Raw genomic sequence first — 17,753 nt, 5'->3', positions numbered from 1 at the left:
CAATGGTAAGCTGAGAGTAATATTTTTGTAAGCATTCAGCTATCAGCGTGTCGCGTATCAGCTTATGGGCTATGGGCAAGCTACTTGATGTGCTTATGGGCTATGGGCAAGCTACGGAAACAGCTTTTTAATAAGGGATGCAGAGGTGCGACCCGTGGCGAATTTAATTCGCCTACGGAAAACGCACCATTACGGTCTTGGGGGTTTCCCCCACTCGCTATTGCATCAAGACAACAGGTAAGCATTAGTTTAATCTGAGTTACGGAAAGCTGTTCGCGTAGCGTGAGATTTTAGCTCACGGCTGACCGCTGACGGCTGAATGCTTACATATTTTTACTCTACAGTTTCCCTAATCCAATAGTCTGCCAATTGCACAGCTTGTCCAGTTCTCAGGGATTCCACAGTTGCTAGAGTTGCCAATGTTGTATCTAGCAAACTATCTATGGAAATGGGCATCTCCAGTCCTGACTTGACAGCAGATACAAAAGCGTGAATTTCTTCCTTTTGCCCTTTATTGATTCCCCTTGCCTTAACCTTTCGTTGCATGTTTCCTTGAAAGACAGTCAGTGATTCAAAATTGTGCAGTTGTACCGTGCACCCACCACCAAAAACTTCTAGGAATTCCTTAGGCACCTTCTTTCCCCCTTGGGTCAGGTACATTAGATTACCTACTGAGCCATTCTCATAAGTTATAGTGACTGAGATATTTTCCAGGTCATCCTGTGTCACTTGCATGGGGCGCAAGGCTCTGGCTACCACTGACACTGGACGCGATCGCGTAATAAACGAGAAAACATCTAAAAAGTGTCCTGCTTCTCCGACAAATCGGGAACCTTCGGAAGTATCTAAGTACCATGAACCGGCTTCCATTTGACCCGCATGTACCCGGTAGTTCATCATCAAGGGTATCCCGTCACCGTCAAAAACCTTCGCCACTTGCTTGACTAAGGGGGAATATCGCCGATTGAATCCCACTAGTAAGCGTTCATTGCCGGAATCGATAACTGCCTGACGTACCAACTCAGCACCAGCTAGATCTATGGCCAGAGGCTTTTCCACAAACACAGCTTTACCAGCTTGCAGTGCCTCGGCTGTCATCTTGGCATGAGAGCCATGGCGGGTGGCAATGATTACAGCATCTATATCTGAAGATTTAAGTAGTGCTTGGTAGTCTGTGCTGCTACGTTCAAAGGCAAACTTCCTGACAGCATTTGCTGCCGATAAACTTTTTGATGTCGCCACTTCTAGCAAACGAACATGATTGTGCTTGACAAGATGGGGTAACAACATACTAGAGGCATAGTTTCCAGCACCTATGACTCCCAATTTCACCTTATCTTCTATAACCTCTGTCAGCTTCTGAGTGACTTGGAGAGTTGGCAGATGCTGCACTGGCTCTACTTGCTCGGGATACTGGAAGAGAATGCCTAAGCCTCCACCTCTACCTTCTGCCATGTCCTGATATACCCGCTCTGCTTCACTAAAGGGATGAACTGCGGAAATAATTGGTTCTAAATTTATCTGTCCCTTGGCTACCAAATCCAGAAAGGAAGCCATATTGCGCCCCTCAGTCCAACGCACATAGCCAATCGGGTAATCAATCCCTCGCTCTTCATAGTTGGGGTCATAGCGCCCAGGGCCGTATGACCGAGAGAAGCGGACATCTAGCTCTTTTTCATAGTAATCCTTCCAAGGTAAATCTAATTTTGTCTTGCCAATGTCTACAACTTTTGCCCGATCCCGTGCTATTTCCACTGCTAATTCTACGGGACCATTACTGTTACCACCTGCGGCTAGAAAGATGCAATCTGCCCCTTTGCCAAAGGTAAGACGCTCAATATGTGAAGCTAATTTAGGGTCATCAGGTGTACTCGCTGCCGCTGCACCCATTTTTACTGCCAGTTGGCAGCGTTCTTCGGATAGGTCTACACCAATCACATTTACCCCAGCAGCACGTAGTATTTGCACAAGCAGTTGACCGATTAAACCTAGACCGATCACACAGGCTGTCTCCCCAAGTTGCAGTTCAGCTTGACGAAATCCTTGCATAGCGATCGCGCCAATGGTGGCAAAAGCAGCATGTTCCATAGAAACATGATCTTCGACAGGTACTACTAGGTTTTTGGGCACAAAATTGACTTGTGCATGGTTAGCATATCCAGCACCTGCACAAGCAACACGCTGACCTACGACAAATTCTTCTGCACCGGAACCTACGGCTATAACAATGCCTGAGAGGGAGTAGCCAAGTGGGGTGAGGGAGTCAAGTTTGTTCATTACCTTTTCGTAGGTGGCAACTAGACCATTCTGTTGCACACTTTGTATCACCTTCTTCACTTGGTCGGGTCGTGCTTTGGCCTTCTCAAGGTAGGACATTTTGCCCTCTTTGACTTTCATGCCCTCAGTTCCAGCAGATATTACGGTATAAAGTGATTGAACCAGTACCCCACCTGGTTTGAGCGCTGGAGCATTGACCTTTTCGAGGCGAATGGCACCGCTCTTGTAATTCTGACTAACTTGCTTCATTGCTCTCCTCGCTAATAAATTTATTTGGCTTACAAAAGCCAGGGTTTCAATTCCGATTACTTAGGCAGTGTCAAGTATCCAGGACTTAGGCAAAACTGAGCCAAAAACGCGCTTATGTAGTAGTAGGGTGCGTTATTAACGCACCCTACAGGTATAGTTGCTGGGTAAGTCCTGGTATCTACAGCCTTTAGAACTGAACTGACCTCGAACAAATGTACTTGACACACCAGATAGAGGGATTGGCTTATGGTTATGTGTACCCATGTAGGACTTAAATGGTGTTTTCAAAGAGCTACTCCCTTAGATTCCAGCACGGAGCAATAGATATTGAGCAGGGAACTACAGTAGTTTTCTATATTGAGATGGGCAACGCTTGCTCTGGCGGTACGTCCTAAGGAAAGCCGTAACGCTTGATCATTAATCAGAGTCTGCATCGCCATAGATAGTTCTGGTATCTCTCCGGGCTTAACTAGCAGACCATTGTCGCCATGTACTACCAACTCTGGTATCCCCCCTACTGGTGTGGTGATCACAGGTAAGCCCCAACCCATCGCTTCCAGCAATGCCATCGGCAGACCTTCGTTGTAAGAGGGCAAGATAAATATGTCAGCTTTTGCTAAAAGAGCATCCCGTTGCCTTGAGTCTATCCCGCCAGGGACTTTGATATAGTCTCCTAAATCCAGACTCTCAACTAATTGACAGGCTTGTTCTACTTCTCCATCCCCTGCTAATATTAATTCTGAGCAGGTTTTCTGTTCAGGAGGGAGGGAGGCAAATGCCCGGATCAGATCAAATACTCCTTTGCGTTGACCGATTTGTCCCAAAAAAACCAACATTATCTGGTTGCAGCTTGTGCGCTCTGGAATTTTCGACGGGAACTCTACTGGGTTAGGAAGGATTACAACCTGTTCTGCTTTTAGTCCGAAACTAGACTGGTAAAAGTTTTTCCAGCTCTGTGATAGAACAATCAAGTAAGCAGATTGTCGAAACAGCGAGCTAATTATTCGTTTAGCCCATTGAGGCAACCCATTGTAAAATAAATGATACTGGCTACCATGGGCGTGCAAAACTACAGGGACATGAAAAGCTAGTGCAATGAGCATCAAAATCATTTTCCGGATCGTGCTGCTCCTTTGAGAAAAATGCACGTGAATAAGATCAGCCTTTTTTCTGGATAACCTCCACAGTAACTTCCCTAAAGCTTTCCCAAAAGCCAACACCTTACGAGTAGTCGATCCGTTTAGCCCATGAACACAGGTGGTAGGAATATGCTGAATTTGAACTTGAGAGGGTGCATTACGAACAATAAGCTTCTGCACTGATGCGATACCACCCTTGAACTGAAGGTTGTCGCCTAGCATTACCACCTGACATCCCACGACAGGAAAAGGATTTTGTGTTTTCAGGTCTAAAGTTTTGTCTTGATTTGTGTCTTGACTTGTGTCTTGACTTGTGTCTTGACTTGTGTGTGAAGACGGATAGTGAACCATAATTTTCCATAATTTTAATCCTTTCAGGACTGCTGCAGTAACTCTACTTGTATGGTTACACGCCGTGCGCCCCTACTACATATAGAGTTAAAAGTCCAGTTTTGGGTAAATCCTGACTTTAACGCTCTCACAAAGGCTATAAAGTTAAATAGGTAGTTAAATAGGTAATCAAATCCACTTTGTCCACCTGAGTGCCCAAACTTTTTCAACACCATAAAATGGGGCTAATAGTAGTGTGAGTGCAACCCATACTGGTCCGACTATGTATAACCAAATACCGCCACGATGACGTTTGAGAAAACGCTCCAAGGGATAACGTAGTCGTCTATGCCAATAGGTTAGAGGGATCCATTCTTTGGTGTAAGTTTTGTAGATCTGCTCTAATTCATAAGTGGCTTTTACACCAGCAATGCTGGTTTTATTATCACCACTTACTGGAGCAATGCTTAGCACCTCGTCGATAACGCGCCAGCGCACACCACAGGAGTAGAAATAATTAAATAGCTCAATATCCATGGTGTACTCATAACTTTCATTTAAAGGTTGAGGTCGATCAAGCAGCTTGCGCCGATAAAAGCAGCTAGGTTGGTGAATTGGACAAGCAACAGCGATTAAGTCAATTTGTTTGAGTGTAGGAGCTTTGATGTAGATCTGGTTTTCTGCATCCTTGATCATAGGTCGTGAGCCTAATCCTAAGGGCAAGACTCGCCCAAACAGGCTCATCCAAAAATTAGCTCCCTTGAGTGGTTGACCTAAATTTTCAGTCCTATATTCAATTTGGCTGCGACCAACTAGGACATCAATATCAGGTGACTCGGCAAAGTATTTGCCCACTGTGTGCAAGGCATCTGGTGCTAGGAGGTCGTCACTGCACAGCCAATTAACGATATCACCATTACACTTAGCAAAACCTTTATTAATGGCATTAGATTGACCATTGTCCTTCTCACTAACCCACCAGGTAATGTATGGTTCAAACTGCTTAATTACCTCCACACTGTTGTCAGTGGAGCCGCCATCCACTACAATGATTTCCAGCTTGGGATAGTTCTGATCGATTAAGCTTTGCAACGTTGCACCGATAGTTGCTCCGCTATTATAGTTAGGAACAACTATCGAAATGGTCGGAAGTTTGGCTAAGTGAGGGGCTTCTTGTTCACAAATGGTACTTTGCTCTGAATTTTTCATGGCTTACTATCCCGTTTAAATTAATGAAATAAATTAATAAAATAAACTTTTAATTATCAGGATAAGTTTAATGATATAGCATTTTAAATTATCTCATTAAACTTAATACTTAGTTAGTAGATAGCGTTTCTCGTACTTATGAGGTACAGTCAATTTTATTTCCCCTACTCCCTACTCCCTGCTCCCTACTCCCTGCTCCCTACTCCCTGTTCCCTTTACCCATCAAATCTAGTTTCACATCTCAACTAAAAATGCTAGATCAGACTTGGGCAGCTTTCATTAAGTGGCGATTCTTGACAATTCGACTCTGGTAAACAGCTGCTGAAAGAGCGGTTGATACGTATAGAGTCCACAATATGTCCTCGACAAGAATTGATGGTTCTAGGCTAAAGTTAGCAATACTGAAAAATATTAGGTAGAGAAACATCCAGAAAAATTCGTTTTTTTTCCTTAAGCTTAGTAATTTAATTATCCTAAAGAATGCCGTCAAGAAACTAAGGACAAAAAGTAAAACACCTAAAAATCCAAGTTGCAGAGCTAACTCAAGATAACCACTATGAGAATGACCATATCCTCCATGGGCAAGCCATGTAGAGTTGATTACAGAGTAACCGGCGTCGGAAGACCAGAATCCCTCAAAACCGTAACCTAACCAAGGTCGTTCTAAAATTCTCTCAAATACCAAAGTCCAAATAGGTAAACGCCCGTTAAATTCAAGATCTTTGCCTAGAGTATCAACTACTATGAATTCCAGGTTCCCTAAAATTAATATAGATCCAACAAAAGCCAGGAGAGCTGAGACCATGTAAAGAAAAGTTTGTAACTTATAGTGCTGTTTTACAAACTTTTGAAGGGGCAGGAGGGTAATCATAACTAAAAAGATTACCAACGCTGATTTTCCTTGAGAAAGCAGGAGCATCAAAACAGACAAGCTAAATCCAGCCCACCCTAGCCAGCGATATTTCCAGTGGTTGAGAGCGGTCAATAAAGACATTATGGCATTTAGGGACATCAGACGAGCCAAATGATTTTTATGCCTAAGGATACCCTGAGCGGGAGCTCCCCCGAAGCCATTACCTAGAGTGACTAATAAGCTTAGAATCGCCACTATGCCTAGCACCCATGCCAGAAGACGCATTTGCTCCTTAGGGTTATAGCGAGCTGCTAAGTATCCTCCGAGGGCAGTTGCACGTAAGACGGCTCTAAGTAATGCTGGAATACCGGGAACGGCAGACCATGCAATCGACCACACAGCAGTCCCCACTAAGCATAGTAAAGGTATATCCTTTGTAAAAACATATGCAACTCTTTTCCATCGCCAAATAAGTAAAAAAAACAAGATTAGATAGCTAGCAAGTTTTAAAAGCGTAAGTAGAGAGCCTGGTATGTCAAGAAACATGCCAGAAAATAAGCAGATGCCAATCATAAAAGGTTCTAACTTTAGCAAAAAAAAAGTTATTAATTGATTAGGCGATAACCTTTTTAAATTCACCATAAACTATCTATTAATACGACTTTTATAGCCCTAGTTATCTCAGAAATAATATCTCTCATATTAGTTATATAGCGTTGCTCGCAGTTATGAGGTACAGTCTTCTTTGACACTGATTCCCTGTCTTGATGCAATAGCGAGTGGGGGGAACCCCCAAGACCGCGCTGCATCGCTTAAAACCCTCTTTACTATTGCTAGCATGCCTATTGCCTATTGCCTTAAAGGGATAAGTAATGTCCCTCACTCGTCCTGAGAACTGCTATAATTATACCCCCGATAAAATTTCATTAAAAAGAGATAAGTAGCGTCTTGCTTGAATTTCTAAGGTAAATTCTTTTTCTACCTTCTCGCGGGCGCGGTAGGATAGTTTTTGATGTCGCTCTGTGTTCTCCAGCACCCAAGCAATTCCTTGAGCCAGAGCCTCAATTTTGTAAGGTTGGGCTAAATAGCCGTTTTTCTGGTGCTCAATCAGATCGGGCATCCCGCCAATGTTGAAGGCGACGCAAGGAGTTCCACAGGCGATCGCTTCCATCACTGTGTTTGGCAAGTTATCTTGAAGGGAAGGGGCAACAAATACATCTGCTGCTGCATAGACTAGTGCTAGGGAGAGATCATCGCTCAATGTACCTAAGTAGTGAGTCTTAAAACCAAACTCAGGTGGATTGTCTGGCTGAGAGTCACCAAAAATAACCAACTCTAGTTGATCTCGCCACCCGGATTGGCTCAGCTCTTGCAGCGCTGGTTGTAACAATTCAAACCCTTTTCGTTTGTCACTAGTGGCATTTACTGCTCCAAACAGAATAAGTTGCTTATCCTGGGGCAAACTAAGTAATTCTCGCGCTACCTGCTGATGGATGGGTCTGTATTTTTGAGTATCAATCCCATTGGGAATTAGCTCAATGCGCAGATCCTGGAAAAGGGAACTGGCACTGGCACATTTGGCTAACCATGAGCTAAGGGCGACAACCGTCAGGTCAAGATTTCTCCAAGCCTTGGCTTTGCGCTGCCATACCCAACGGGATAAATCCCAGTCTTTGCTGCTGTGAAGTTGAGGACAAGCACCACAGGAGGCTGTATAGCGATCGCAATCGTGATTGTAGTGACATCCCCCTGTGAATGGCCACATATCATGAAGAGTCCAAACAATCGGTCGCTTTAGTTTCGCAATGGTTTCAATTTGCACATAGCCAGCACAAATCCAATGGAGATTAATAATATCCGGCTGAAGTTGGGCAACTTTAGGGACAACTGCATCGGGAAGCCACTGGGTAGTAAACGTCGTATCTTCCCGTTGAGGGTAAAGCTTTTGAGGTAAAGCGCCAAACGTCCATCTCATCCTGGCTAGGCCCTCTTTCAACTTGATTGTCGGTCCAATTACTGTTTGATCATGACTAAATTTTTCCTGCACTAGGATTTGGGAATCTAAATTAATGCTTTGCAAGCCCTGATGTAATCGATAGGCAGCACGAGCAGCTCCACCAGATATATCGAAACTACTAACAATTAGAGTCTTCATGGTTTAATACCTTCCATGAACAGTGAATCAGGTTTACGCATTTTGCCATTAACCATATCTAGACCGTAGCTATTAAAATCTTGAATACGCCTTGAATCAGCACTACAAATGCGCACCTCCACAAATCTTGAGCGCTCAAGCAGTCGTCGTAAAGAAAAGCGGTCATACATCCAATAATGAATTTCACCTGAATTCCGAAACAACCCTACTTCAAATGCCCGTCGTGCTTCATTGCCTGGGATCAGAGTCATTAGATATTTGGCAATATTATTTCTGAGATTAAACGTTCTAAACGTTTTGTAAAACCAATAGGCATCCTTAGAGGCTAGTCGCTCTATCAATGATTGTTTTTCAGAGTTTTTATCCAAAAATAGATCGGCATTGCTACCGATACGAGAGCGAGCATGTCACTTATGTAGAACATTTGTACTAAAGCTATAGCCCCCTCATGTGTTTGAGCTTCCTCTGATAGTATATAGTATATAGTATATAGTTCATCTGTTCTGCAACTTTGACCTGCTCCCTGATCTTGCCTATTTTATAAAATACTTTAAGATTTTTTTGATTTTTTTAATTTTAGAGCGTTTAAGAAACTTTTGATAATAACTGTTATCAAAATCTCTATCTACAGCTGTAAATTTGTTATATTTTATCGGATATTTAAGACTTAATGTTTTAATTTTTGCTCGTTCGTTATCGGGGGAAAATGTATGAGTTGCATCTTCACCAAAACCAATATTTGAAATCAGATTTACAGCAGGAACAACTGATAATCCAGACTGGGCAAGTATTGCAAAAGTCCATCGGTAATCCCAAGCATCATACTTACCGTTTAGTGTATATTCAATAGATTTTTTAAGTGCTTTGTAATGCTCTTTATTTGCCAAGACATCCCTGATCCGATTTTTGATCTCAGGATTTGACCAAAGACTCATATTAATATCATAATAGTTCCATGCCCTTCGCCAAGAAGCCCAACCCCAAGTTGCAGTATAATATGAGAAATGATAACTCTGAATATCAGACTTCCATTGACCTAGAAAGTTAGTCCCACTAATGAGCATGATTCGCTCATCGTCTCGATATCTCTCTAACAGATTTTCACAAAATGGGAAAAAATCGGGATGTGGAAGACAATCATCTTCAAGAATAATTGCTTCTTCAACGGTGTTAAAAACCCAGTCTATGCCACTTGACACTCGCTGACAGCAGCCCATGTTTACATCAGAGTAGTTTTCCAAAACCTCACAATCCCAATCGACGCGCTCAATAATTGCACGAGCTGCAGCACACTTTTCTGCTTCACCTGGTCGATCGGCACGAGGTCCATCAGCAATGACTAAAAGTTTGGGAGGTTTGGCTTGGCGAATTACCTCAAATACTCTCTCAGTAGTATCTGGTCGTTTGAAGATTATGAACGCAACTGGAGTTTTCATCTCGATCTATAGAATTAATCTAGAAATTATTAGTTTTCAATAGCGACCTGTTAAATACTATTTAAAATAGTCTGAAGTTTCTCTATGAGCTGATCAGTAGAGTGAAGACGTCTATAACCCTGAAAATCCGGTTGCACTTCTTGGTTATATTTTTCCAGTTGACTACAGAGGCGACCGATAGCATAAATACATTGCAGCACATCCCCCTCATTGATACTTAAACCCAATTTAAATTTGCGAACTCTCTCTGCCATACAAAAGTTGCTGCTCACAATCACAGGTTTTTCAAAGACTGCTGCTTTAGTCAGGATATTGCTACTGTGGGGGAAGTTATTATAGGCAGCAAATAAGATATCGCAAGTACTAACTAAAGCGTTGAATTTTGCTTCATCAGGAATACGCTCAAAATAAAAAAAGCAGTTAGGTAACTTTAAGTTAAGAAGAGTCTGGAGTCTGGCTTGCTCCTGGGAAGTGTAGGTCTGCTTGGATAACTGACCAGCGAAGACAAAAAAATAGTCTTCTTTCACCATCTGCTTAGCAACTTCTAAAAGTGTCAGAACTCCTTTGCGCTTGGATTGTACCCCTAGTAATCCAATTATTTTTTTGCCATCGGCTTGGGCTTGAATTTGTTTCACGATTGACCAATTCCAGTCTGGGGCTGACTCGTCGGCAAAATCGGGAAAAGTAATTACATTTTTACCATTGATTTTGCTTTGTAATTTGTTAGCAATCCCTTCGTCGAGAACAGCAATAGCTGGGCAATGAGAAGACTTTAAAACAGCATGAGGTTTTAGAGGACCTCTATTGATAGACCAAAACTTTTGTTTAAGCCTCAAATGACGAGGGTGAAAATAGAGACCAGACCAACGGTAAGGGAAAATCCTGTCTACTACATGGTGTAGCAGGTAAGGTGCTAAGCAACTATCAACCCAGGGAAAAAACACTAGATCGGGTACTTTACTAATCTTCGATGAAGCATGCTGAATGCTAACTTTGGCGTAGCACCAACGTTTTACTGCATTCAGGGCTGCGCGAATTCCATTGATCGGAAATGAGCTAGGCTCTGGTGTTTGACATTCAAAAACCTGGAATTGCTCTTGATACTTAGAGCAGTTAAAGGCAACCCATTCACTCAATTCTGATGGTTCTGGGCAGAAGGCTATCACTTGATGACCAAGCTCAAGCAAAGTTTTGGTGAAAACCTTGAGGTATATTGGACGGTGCCCATTCCAATTTTCCTCAATCAGAGCAATGGTTTTCAAGGTTATAACCTCTTCAAATAGTTACATCTCACGACCAGCTAACAATACATACTGATATAAATACTGGCTACCAGAATTTTCCTTTTCCAGATTTATTGATATGCTCTCTCTAATACTAATTTCAAAAAATATTGCTCACATTTAATCACCCACCACATGAAATTGATATAGCAAAGGGAGTAGGGAGTAGGGAGTAGGGAGTAGGGAGTAGGGAGTAGGGAGCGGTGCGACCCGTGGCGAATTTAATTCGCCACGGGTCGCACCTTTGCATCGCTCCTAAACTCCGAAACGTAAGTCTAAGCTGACTTCTGAGTTCTGAGTTCTGACTTCTGACGCTAAGCGTAGCGCTATATGAGATGCACCCCTGTTGACGGATGCGATCGCATTCTAGTTTTGTAACACCTGATGATATAGCTCGATATATCGCTGGGCTTGCAGTTCGAGTGAGTATTCTTCCAAGGCAATAGCACGACACTGTTGTGCCATGGTTTCCCGTAGATGTTTGTCTTCCAGTAGCTGCACAATGCCATTACAGAAATCTTGAGTATCCTCTGGTTGAGCTAAATAACCAGTAATACCAGGACGTACTAAATCGGGAACGCCACCGATTTTGAAAGACACCATGGGTGTACCACAAGCCATACTCTCTTGCAGCACCAAGGGAAGATTGTCCGCACGGGTGGGGAAAAGAAACAAATCAGCAGCAGAATAGGCAATGGCTTTAAAGCGATCATTGCTGGCATAACCAAGATTCAATGCTGGTATGCCAACAGTCTCAGCAATTGTTTCGCCACCACTACCAAACGTTAGCACTACACTTTCAGCCTTGAGGGACTGGGGTAGACTTTGCAACGCTTTCAATAGCAAATCGCCGCCCTTGCGGTTCTCTGCTAAGTTTGTTGCTGCAAACATCAGAACTTTTTTGGACGTGGGAATGCCGAGTAGAGATTTGCACTGTTTGGATTCGAGAGGCTGATAGACTTCGGTATTAATACCATATGGAATATGATGAATCCCAAAGCGGTTGAGCATACTTTGCTTAGCTTGCTCACAAAGCCAGCGACTGGGAGTGACAATTGTTAAGTTTGAGTGACTATAAGCCCAGTTTTTTAGCTTCCACTCTATATGAGTGTTATCTTTTGGAATAGCTGGGTAGGTATCTAGATCGGGACACTTGCCACAACCACGTTTCCAGCGATCGCAGTCATAGCTATAGGCACAATGTCCCGTAAAGCTCCACATATCATGGAAGGTAAACACAGCAGGTTTACGTTTAGTTAATGAAGGGATTGCTAGATAGTTAAAGTATCCACTACTGGCACCATGAAGGACATGAAAATTGAGGACATCGGCGTTTTTGTAAAAGCTGTGCTTAGGAATATTAAAGGTGCCCAGTTTATTAATATAGTAGAGTCCTAGTTGTTGGGTAATCGGGTCAGTTAGTTTATCTAGAATCGGTAAACGGGGAGCAGAATCTACGCGATCACTACTAGTTTTGAGCCTCCAGACTAACAAGCGTGAGTCTGCGCCTTGACCCAGCAAACCTTGATGGAGTCGGTAGCCTGCGATCGCGGCTCCCCCAGAAATATCAGACTGATTGATATGTAGGACTTTCATGGTGCTCGGTGAGGTACTTTTGATAAATGCTAGAAGCTAATGTGCATTTAAATTGGTTATTTCCCGTTCTCTGTTCCCTGTTCCCCGTTACCTTTGAGGAATTTAGGTATCCCAATCTAAATGCTGAACAGCTTAAGTGGAATAGCGAACAAAGCGATAAATCTGCAGCCGAGATTAAGATAATCGACGTTGCTGAATAATAGAATGATTTTAAGAGTAGGTGCGCGCCTCCAAGGCCGCGAGGGATTGCTCGCGGCCTTGGGTCGCACCTGTAGAATGGGCATCTTGCCCGTTCGATATCTTGCCCTTGCGGGCAGGATGCCCACTCTACTCCTATCCATTACTTAATTCAGCAACGCCAGATAATCCATTGGTAATGATTGCAGGTACTTCAACTTTGTTGATTGCTGCTCTTAACTCCCCCTCGTGTTCCAACCTACCAGCTGCATAATTTTCATAGAAAAGCTTGGTAGTAATCTGGTCGCCAAAGCCAACAATACTTGGAACATTAAACAGTAGCTTTAGGGACAGACAAGCTGTACTGACGGCAAACACCCTGGGTTGATTATTTCGGCTTGAATCTAGGGGGAGGAAAGCTTCGGAAAAAAATACCTCAAATGGCAGAAAAAAGAGGTCTGGTTCTGATAAAACTATTATTTTATCAAACAAGTCAGATAGGGCATACTCCAACTTCTGGAGTTTGACATTGTCATCTCTAGGATGGGGTTTTACCACCAGTACTGTGTTTGGCTCTATACCTTCACAGATCAGGAATTCACGGTAAGCAGCGATTTCATTCTCCAGAGACATTCTACCCGCCTCAGACAAATTTGAAGTGAGTAGGATTGAGACGGGAGACTCAGCAATGTTCTTGCGAAACTGGAGAATGTATTCTGGGTTTACCAAACCCCCCAGCTTTTGAAAAGTTTCGAGAAGCCACACCTTATTTAAGGTGACAGTTTTCATGGGAGGTGATTCCCCAAAAACGTCAGGCAATACAAAATAACCGATATCAAATTTTAGTCTAGGTTTTAGGGACGTTTTTAGTCTTAAAATCGTCTTAAGTCTACTTAATAAAGATTTATGTTTTGATTTAAAATAGTTAATCAAATTATGCTTTTTTTCTTGAGGCTCTGAAAAAAAAGCTTTTGACGTTACCGAAAAATAAAAGCCAATACTATCACCGTAACAAATTTTTAGGGCAGATTTGTAAATATTAATAATTAGCTTATTTCCAAACATCCAATTCCGGCACAGGTAAATTTCATCAGCCCTATTAGTGCCAACCATTTCATGGACCATCCGGAAAATTTTTGATGGGCTGGAATAGTCTAATCGACTCTCAATATCACTGAGCTGTTCAGGGGTGATGTACACAATTTTATGCCACTCACCCACTAACTCTGCTATAGTTTTGATAAAGGCGGCAAATTCATCAATTTGCCCTGGGGGAGAATAGAGATGATAAATAACAAGGTAGTCTTCGTATTTAATATTAAGGTCTTTTTGCTCTTTTTCTCTGTAACTAAGGACTGATAAGGCAGTCACTAGTTGAATGCTGCCTTGACAGGTAATGATGCGTTTAACAAGTTTAGGATTAGTCATTTTGTTTATGGGAATATTCAGCATTGCTCCTGGTTAACAGACAAAAGTCTTAACCCTCCCAAGCTGAAGGCTTGCACAGTCATAGCCAATCAGCTTTGATAACCCCCCTTTAGCCCAGACGAGGACGAAGTCGCGTGTCCACAAACTTTCGTCCGCACCTCAAGGACTAAACTATAAAGGGGGTTTTTAACGCCGATTTGGTATCATCCGAGACTTCTACTTGAGAAGCATTGCCTACTAACCCTTTCAGAAGTTATTTTTTGAATCGGGATAGTATTCTATACTTCCAGTGGGCATAAACTGAGCTTTTGGTTCAGCTGTAGAGTTTAAGTTATCAGCTGCAGGGGCGTAAGCATTCAGCTATCAGCGTGTCGCGTATCAGCTCTCAGCTCTCAGCTTTTAAATAAGCGATGCAGAGGTGCGACCCGTGGCGAATTTAATTACGGGTCAAACGCACCATTACGGTCTTGGGGGTTTCCCCCACTCGCGCTTTGCATCAAGACAACAAGTAATATGATCTCCGGATAATTACCCTTTATAAAAATCTCCCCCATCTCCCCATCTTCCCCTCCTGGGAGGGGTTAGGGGTGGGTTCCCATCTCCCCGCGCCCCCGCCCCACCCTTCCCACCCTCCCCACACTTTTATGATGGGTATTTAACCGGACTTGATATAAGCATTGGTTTAATCTCTGTTACGTCAGCCATTCGCGAAGCGTGAGCCTTAGCCACGCTTCGCGAATGGCTGACCCCTGACGGCTGACCCCTGACGGCTGACCGCTGACCGCTGACCGCTGATAGCTTGTAGCTTATAGCTAAATGCTTACCTTAAACCTGTACTTTCATCAAGAGCTCACATATTTCTCGAACCCCTCCTTGCCCACCTGCTAATCTGGTAACATACACAGCACAGTCTCGGTTTTCTGGCATCGCATCAGCAACAGTTAAGGGACATCCTACAGCTTCCAGAACTGGTAAATCAATGATATCATCACCAACATAGGCGACTTGGGCAAGAGATAAACTCAACTGTTCACAGAGTTCTTTGAGGACAGCTAACTTATCTTCAACCGCAAAAAAACTGTACTTGATTCCTAGCTTTTGGACTCGATGTCGGGTTGCCCTACAACTGCTATTGGTAATAACAGCTACCTCAATTCCAGTCTGTTGCAGTAGCTTGATTCCCATGCCATCCTTGACATTAAACTTTCTGAGTTCTTCACCGCTTTCTGTGTAGTAAAGTCCGCCATCGGTCATGACACCATCCACATCTAGGGCTAGCAGTTTGACCTGGGATAAACGTGCTTGTAATTCAGCTTCAGGGATTTTGTTCATGGCAAATTTACCCCAGTTGTAGTGTCCAAACCCGCACGAACATTCAGAATTCCCTTTAGCACATTTTCCAGTTCGGCCAAGGGTACCATATTCGGACCATCACTAGGGGCGATGTCAGGATTTTCATGAATTTCCATGAACAGAGCATCAATGCCAACCGCAGCCGCAGCTCTGGCCAAATAGGGAACAAAGTGTCGCTGTCCACCAGACTTATCTCCCTTTCCTCCTGGCATCTGGACGCTATGAGTGGCATCAAAAACCACAGGATAACCTAACTCGCGCATCTGAGGGAGGGAGCGAAAGTCTACCACTAGGGTATTGTAACCAAAACTAGTACCCCGCTCAGTGAGTAAAATATTCTTGGCTCCCCCAGCTTCCAGTTTGCTGACCACATGCTTCATATCCCAAGGGGCAAGAAACTGACCTTTTTTGACGTTAATTGCCTTACCTGTAGCAGCCGCAGCGATTAGTAAGTCAGTTTGGCGACACAGAAAAGCTGGGATTTGCAGGACATCGACTACTTCAGCAACAGTTGCAGCTTGGTGACTTCCGTGGATATCGGTAAGCACTGGCACACCCACCTTCTGTTTGACCTTCTGGAGAATTTCTAGACCTCTGTCTAGAGTTTGTCCCCGAAAGGAGTTTATTGAAGTTCGATTGGCTTTGTCAAAGGAAGACTTGAAGATCAAAGGAATATTCAAGCGATCGCATACTTTGCGGATCTCCTCTGCCATTTTTAAGGTAAAGTCTTCCGATTCAATGACACAGGGACCACCAATCAGGGTGAGTGGGCAGCGATCGCCAATAGAGAGGGTATCAGTGATTTGGGTATTATTCATGAGTTTTAGGACTGTTGGTTTCTCAAGACAGAAGCTTGGAGGTTTATATTATCAATAATTTATCTCATGTCCAGTAACAGTTGTAGGGTATTATCGGTTGAATTAAAAATATCACAATTATTGTAATATAAAGGTTACAAGATGTATGTGATATTTTTTTATCTAGAAAAACGCTATAGATATGATTGATATTAATAAGTATATATAGCGCTTTTCAATTTGGTGAGGTACAGAGTCCCTGGAGGGAACAGGGAACAGGGAAAAAATCCTGTGTACCTCATTAGGATATAAACCGCTATATCTAATTAATAATCTTGGTCAATCCTGCTTTCATTTTTCGATAAAATTGATTATATAAAATCAGTTTTTTATCCCCACGATAAAACTCATTTATGTACTTTTTAGCATGACCTTGAAAATGGATAGAATTAAATTTTATTTCCTTTCCATACTCCACATGTCTACAAAATGGATGACTATCTATCCAATAAATTTTTTTCATTCCATTACACATTTCAAATCCGTCTGAAATATTTACATTAGCATCATAGACGGAATCATTAATAATATCAGATGTCAAGCCAATTTTATCAGCATTTCTCTGATAGTACTGATTCAGTAAAGTCATATCACATATACCACCCCTGGTCTCACCATTATTCCGCTTCTCTGCCAATAATGATCTTAGGATTTCTAGGGTTGATGAAGTTGTGTAGAAATGCATTAAAAGTTCACAAAAGTCTTCTAATCCCTTAAGTTTAATAAACGAGTTGTGTCCAGACCCTTTTTTAGATAAAGTAAAATCAAAAGCTTCAAATTTTACTTGCTCTTCTGAAAGGTTAGTATAAATCATCAAATCAGAATCTATATGGACACATTTTTTTAATTTATTTTTTATCATAAAATCTTTGAGAATTAACCATCTCTGAAAACAAAATAACTCATAACTATAATTATTCCGACTCAGGTGATTATCCCCATACACATCTTCAAATTTTTTAGCACTACTATAATAATCTTTGATATTTTCATGATTCACGAAATTAATCCACTGGTTACTCTCATCTCCAATTAAAAAAATGTCCGATTTAGGATTAGTTTGTTTAGCTTGAGCTAAACTATAGAGTAAGTGAAGAGAATTTCCCCGGTGAAGAGTGATGATAGGTATAGACACAAATGTATCCTCCAAGATAAAAATGTTATATTATCTGAATAATTACACTATAATTACAATTTTTTTATAGACTAGTTTGGGAGTTATGACCAAAAAATAATGTCAATAGCGATCGGCATTCTCTATTGCTAGCTTGCCTATTGCCTCTTGCCTATTGCTAGCTTGCCTATTGCCTCTTGCCTATTGCTATAGCAGTCGCCAGGGCAGTTAGGACATGACAAAAGTCTCAAACCTAAGTAAGCGCAAGAGTTTGACTTCTGACTTCTGACTTCTGAC

15 protein-coding genes are annotated in these 17,753 nt (G+C 42.4%); 1 reads left to right on the top strand and 14 read right to left on the bottom strand.

Annotated elements, in window-relative coordinates; all coding sequences use genetic code 11:
- Positions 1-333: 333 nt before the first annotated feature.
- The 10 genes from F6K63_RS03905 to F6K63_RS03860 form a co-directional block, all read right to left on the bottom strand.
- Entirely contained in the window at positions 334-2,526 is a 2,193-nt protein-coding gene (locus F6K63_RS03905) for a bi-domain-containing oxidoreductase (RefSeq protein WP_071107486.1), read from the bottom strand.
- 284 nt (positions 2,527-2,810) lie between these two features.
- Complete coding sequence (locus tag F6K63_RS03900) at positions 2,811-4,016, bottom strand: glycosyltransferase family 4 protein (protein WP_083374037.1); 1,206 nt, start codon at positions 4,014-4,016, stop codon at positions 2,811-2,813.
- A gap of 168 nt (positions 4,017-4,184) precedes the next feature.
- Complete coding sequence (locus F6K63_RS03895; RefSeq protein WP_071107485.1) at positions 4,185-5,204, bottom strand: glycosyltransferase family 2 protein; 1,020 nt, start codon at positions 5,202-5,204, stop codon at positions 4,185-4,187.
- Between the two features lie 259 nt (positions 5,205-5,463).
- A complete protein-coding gene (locus tag F6K63_RS03890) occupies positions 5,464-6,699 on the bottom strand; it encodes an O-antigen ligase family protein (protein ID WP_071107484.1) in 1,236 nt (411 codons plus the stop codon).
- A gap of 262 nt (positions 6,700-6,961) precedes the next feature.
- Positions 6,962-8,212 (bottom strand): glycosyltransferase family 4 protein, encoded by a 1,251-nt coding sequence (locus F6K63_RS03885; RefSeq protein WP_071107483.1) that lies wholly within the window; start codon positions 8,210-8,212, stop codon positions 6,962-6,964.
- Positions 8,209-8,580 carry a hypothetical protein gene (locus tag F6K63_RS03880; protein ID WP_071107482.1) on the bottom strand — a complete coding sequence of 124 codons (372 nt, stop codon included), beginning with the start codon at positions 8,578-8,580 and terminating at the stop codon, positions 8,209-8,211. Before F6K63_RS03880 ends, F6K63_RS03885 begins: the two co-directional genes overlap by 4 nt.
- Before the next feature lie 165 nt (positions 8,581-8,745).
- Positions 8,746-9,648 carry a hemolytic protein HlpA-like protein gene (locus tag F6K63_RS03875; RefSeq protein WP_071107481.1) on the bottom strand — a complete coding sequence of 301 codons (903 nt, stop codon included), beginning with the start codon at positions 9,646-9,648 and terminating at the stop codon, positions 8,746-8,748.
- A gap of 50 nt (positions 9,649-9,698) precedes the next feature.
- Positions 9,699-10,910, bottom strand: coding sequence for a glycosyltransferase (locus tag F6K63_RS03870; protein ID WP_071107480.1), 1,212 nt, complete (start codon positions 10,908-10,910; stop codon positions 9,699-9,701).
- A 145-nt stretch (positions 10,911-11,055) separates the two neighbouring features.
- On the bottom strand, positions 11,056-11,181 hold the full coding sequence (locus F6K63_RS03865; protein ID WP_267871980.1) for a hypothetical protein: 126 nt from the start codon (positions 11,179-11,181) through the stop codon (positions 11,056-11,058).
- A 116-nt stretch (positions 11,182-11,297) separates the two neighbouring features.
- Positions 11,298-12,527: a glycosyltransferase family 4 protein gene (locus F6K63_RS03860; RefSeq protein WP_287310878.1), complete on the bottom strand. Its 1,230-nt coding sequence runs from the start codon at positions 12,525-12,527 to the stop codon at positions 11,298-11,300.
- 26 nt (positions 12,528-12,553) lie between these two features.
- Here F6K63_RS03860 and F6K63_RS03855 point away from each other — a divergent pair, with 26 nt between their 5' ends.
- On the top strand, positions 12,554-12,727 hold the full coding sequence (locus F6K63_RS03855) for a hypothetical protein (protein ID WP_008179257.1): 174 nt from the start codon (positions 12,554-12,556) through the stop codon (positions 12,725-12,727).
- A gap of 133 nt (positions 12,728-12,860) precedes the next feature.
- Here F6K63_RS03855 and F6K63_RS03850 read toward each other — a convergent pair whose 3' ends face one another.
- The 4 genes from F6K63_RS03850 to F6K63_RS03835 all read right to left on the bottom strand — a co-directional run bounded on the left by F6K63_RS03850 (position 12,861) and on the right by F6K63_RS03835 (position 17,477).
- Positions 12,861-14,132: a polysialyltransferase family glycosyltransferase gene (locus tag F6K63_RS03850; protein ID WP_287310877.1), complete on the bottom strand. Its 1,272-nt coding sequence runs from the start codon at positions 14,130-14,132 to the stop codon at positions 12,861-12,863.
- A gap of 825 nt (positions 14,133-14,957) precedes the next feature.
- A complete protein-coding gene (locus tag F6K63_RS03845) occupies positions 14,958-15,464 on the bottom strand; it encodes a KdsC family phosphatase (RefSeq protein ID WP_071107476.1) in 507 nt (168 codons plus the stop codon).
- Positions 15,461-16,303, bottom strand: coding sequence for a 3-deoxy-8-phosphooctulonate synthase (gene kdsA, locus F6K63_RS03840; protein WP_008179263.1), 843 nt, complete (start codon positions 16,301-16,303; stop codon positions 15,461-15,463). The genes F6K63_RS03845 and kdsA overlap by 4 nt, the downstream gene beginning before the upstream one ends.
- Before the next feature lie 301 nt (positions 16,304-16,604).
- Positions 16,605-17,477, bottom strand: coding sequence for a hypothetical protein (locus F6K63_RS03835; protein ID WP_287310875.1), 873 nt, complete (start codon positions 17,475-17,477; stop codon positions 16,605-16,607).
- Positions 17,478-17,753: the final 276 nt, after the last annotated feature.

Origin of the sequence: Moorena sp. SIO1G6 (assembly GCF_010672795.1) — a bacterium.
GTDB classification, from domain to species: Bacteria; Cyanobacteriota; Cyanobacteriia; order Cyanobacteriales; family Coleofasciculaceae; genus Moorena; species Moorena producens.
This window is presented reverse-complemented; position numbering and strand designations above follow the sequence as displayed.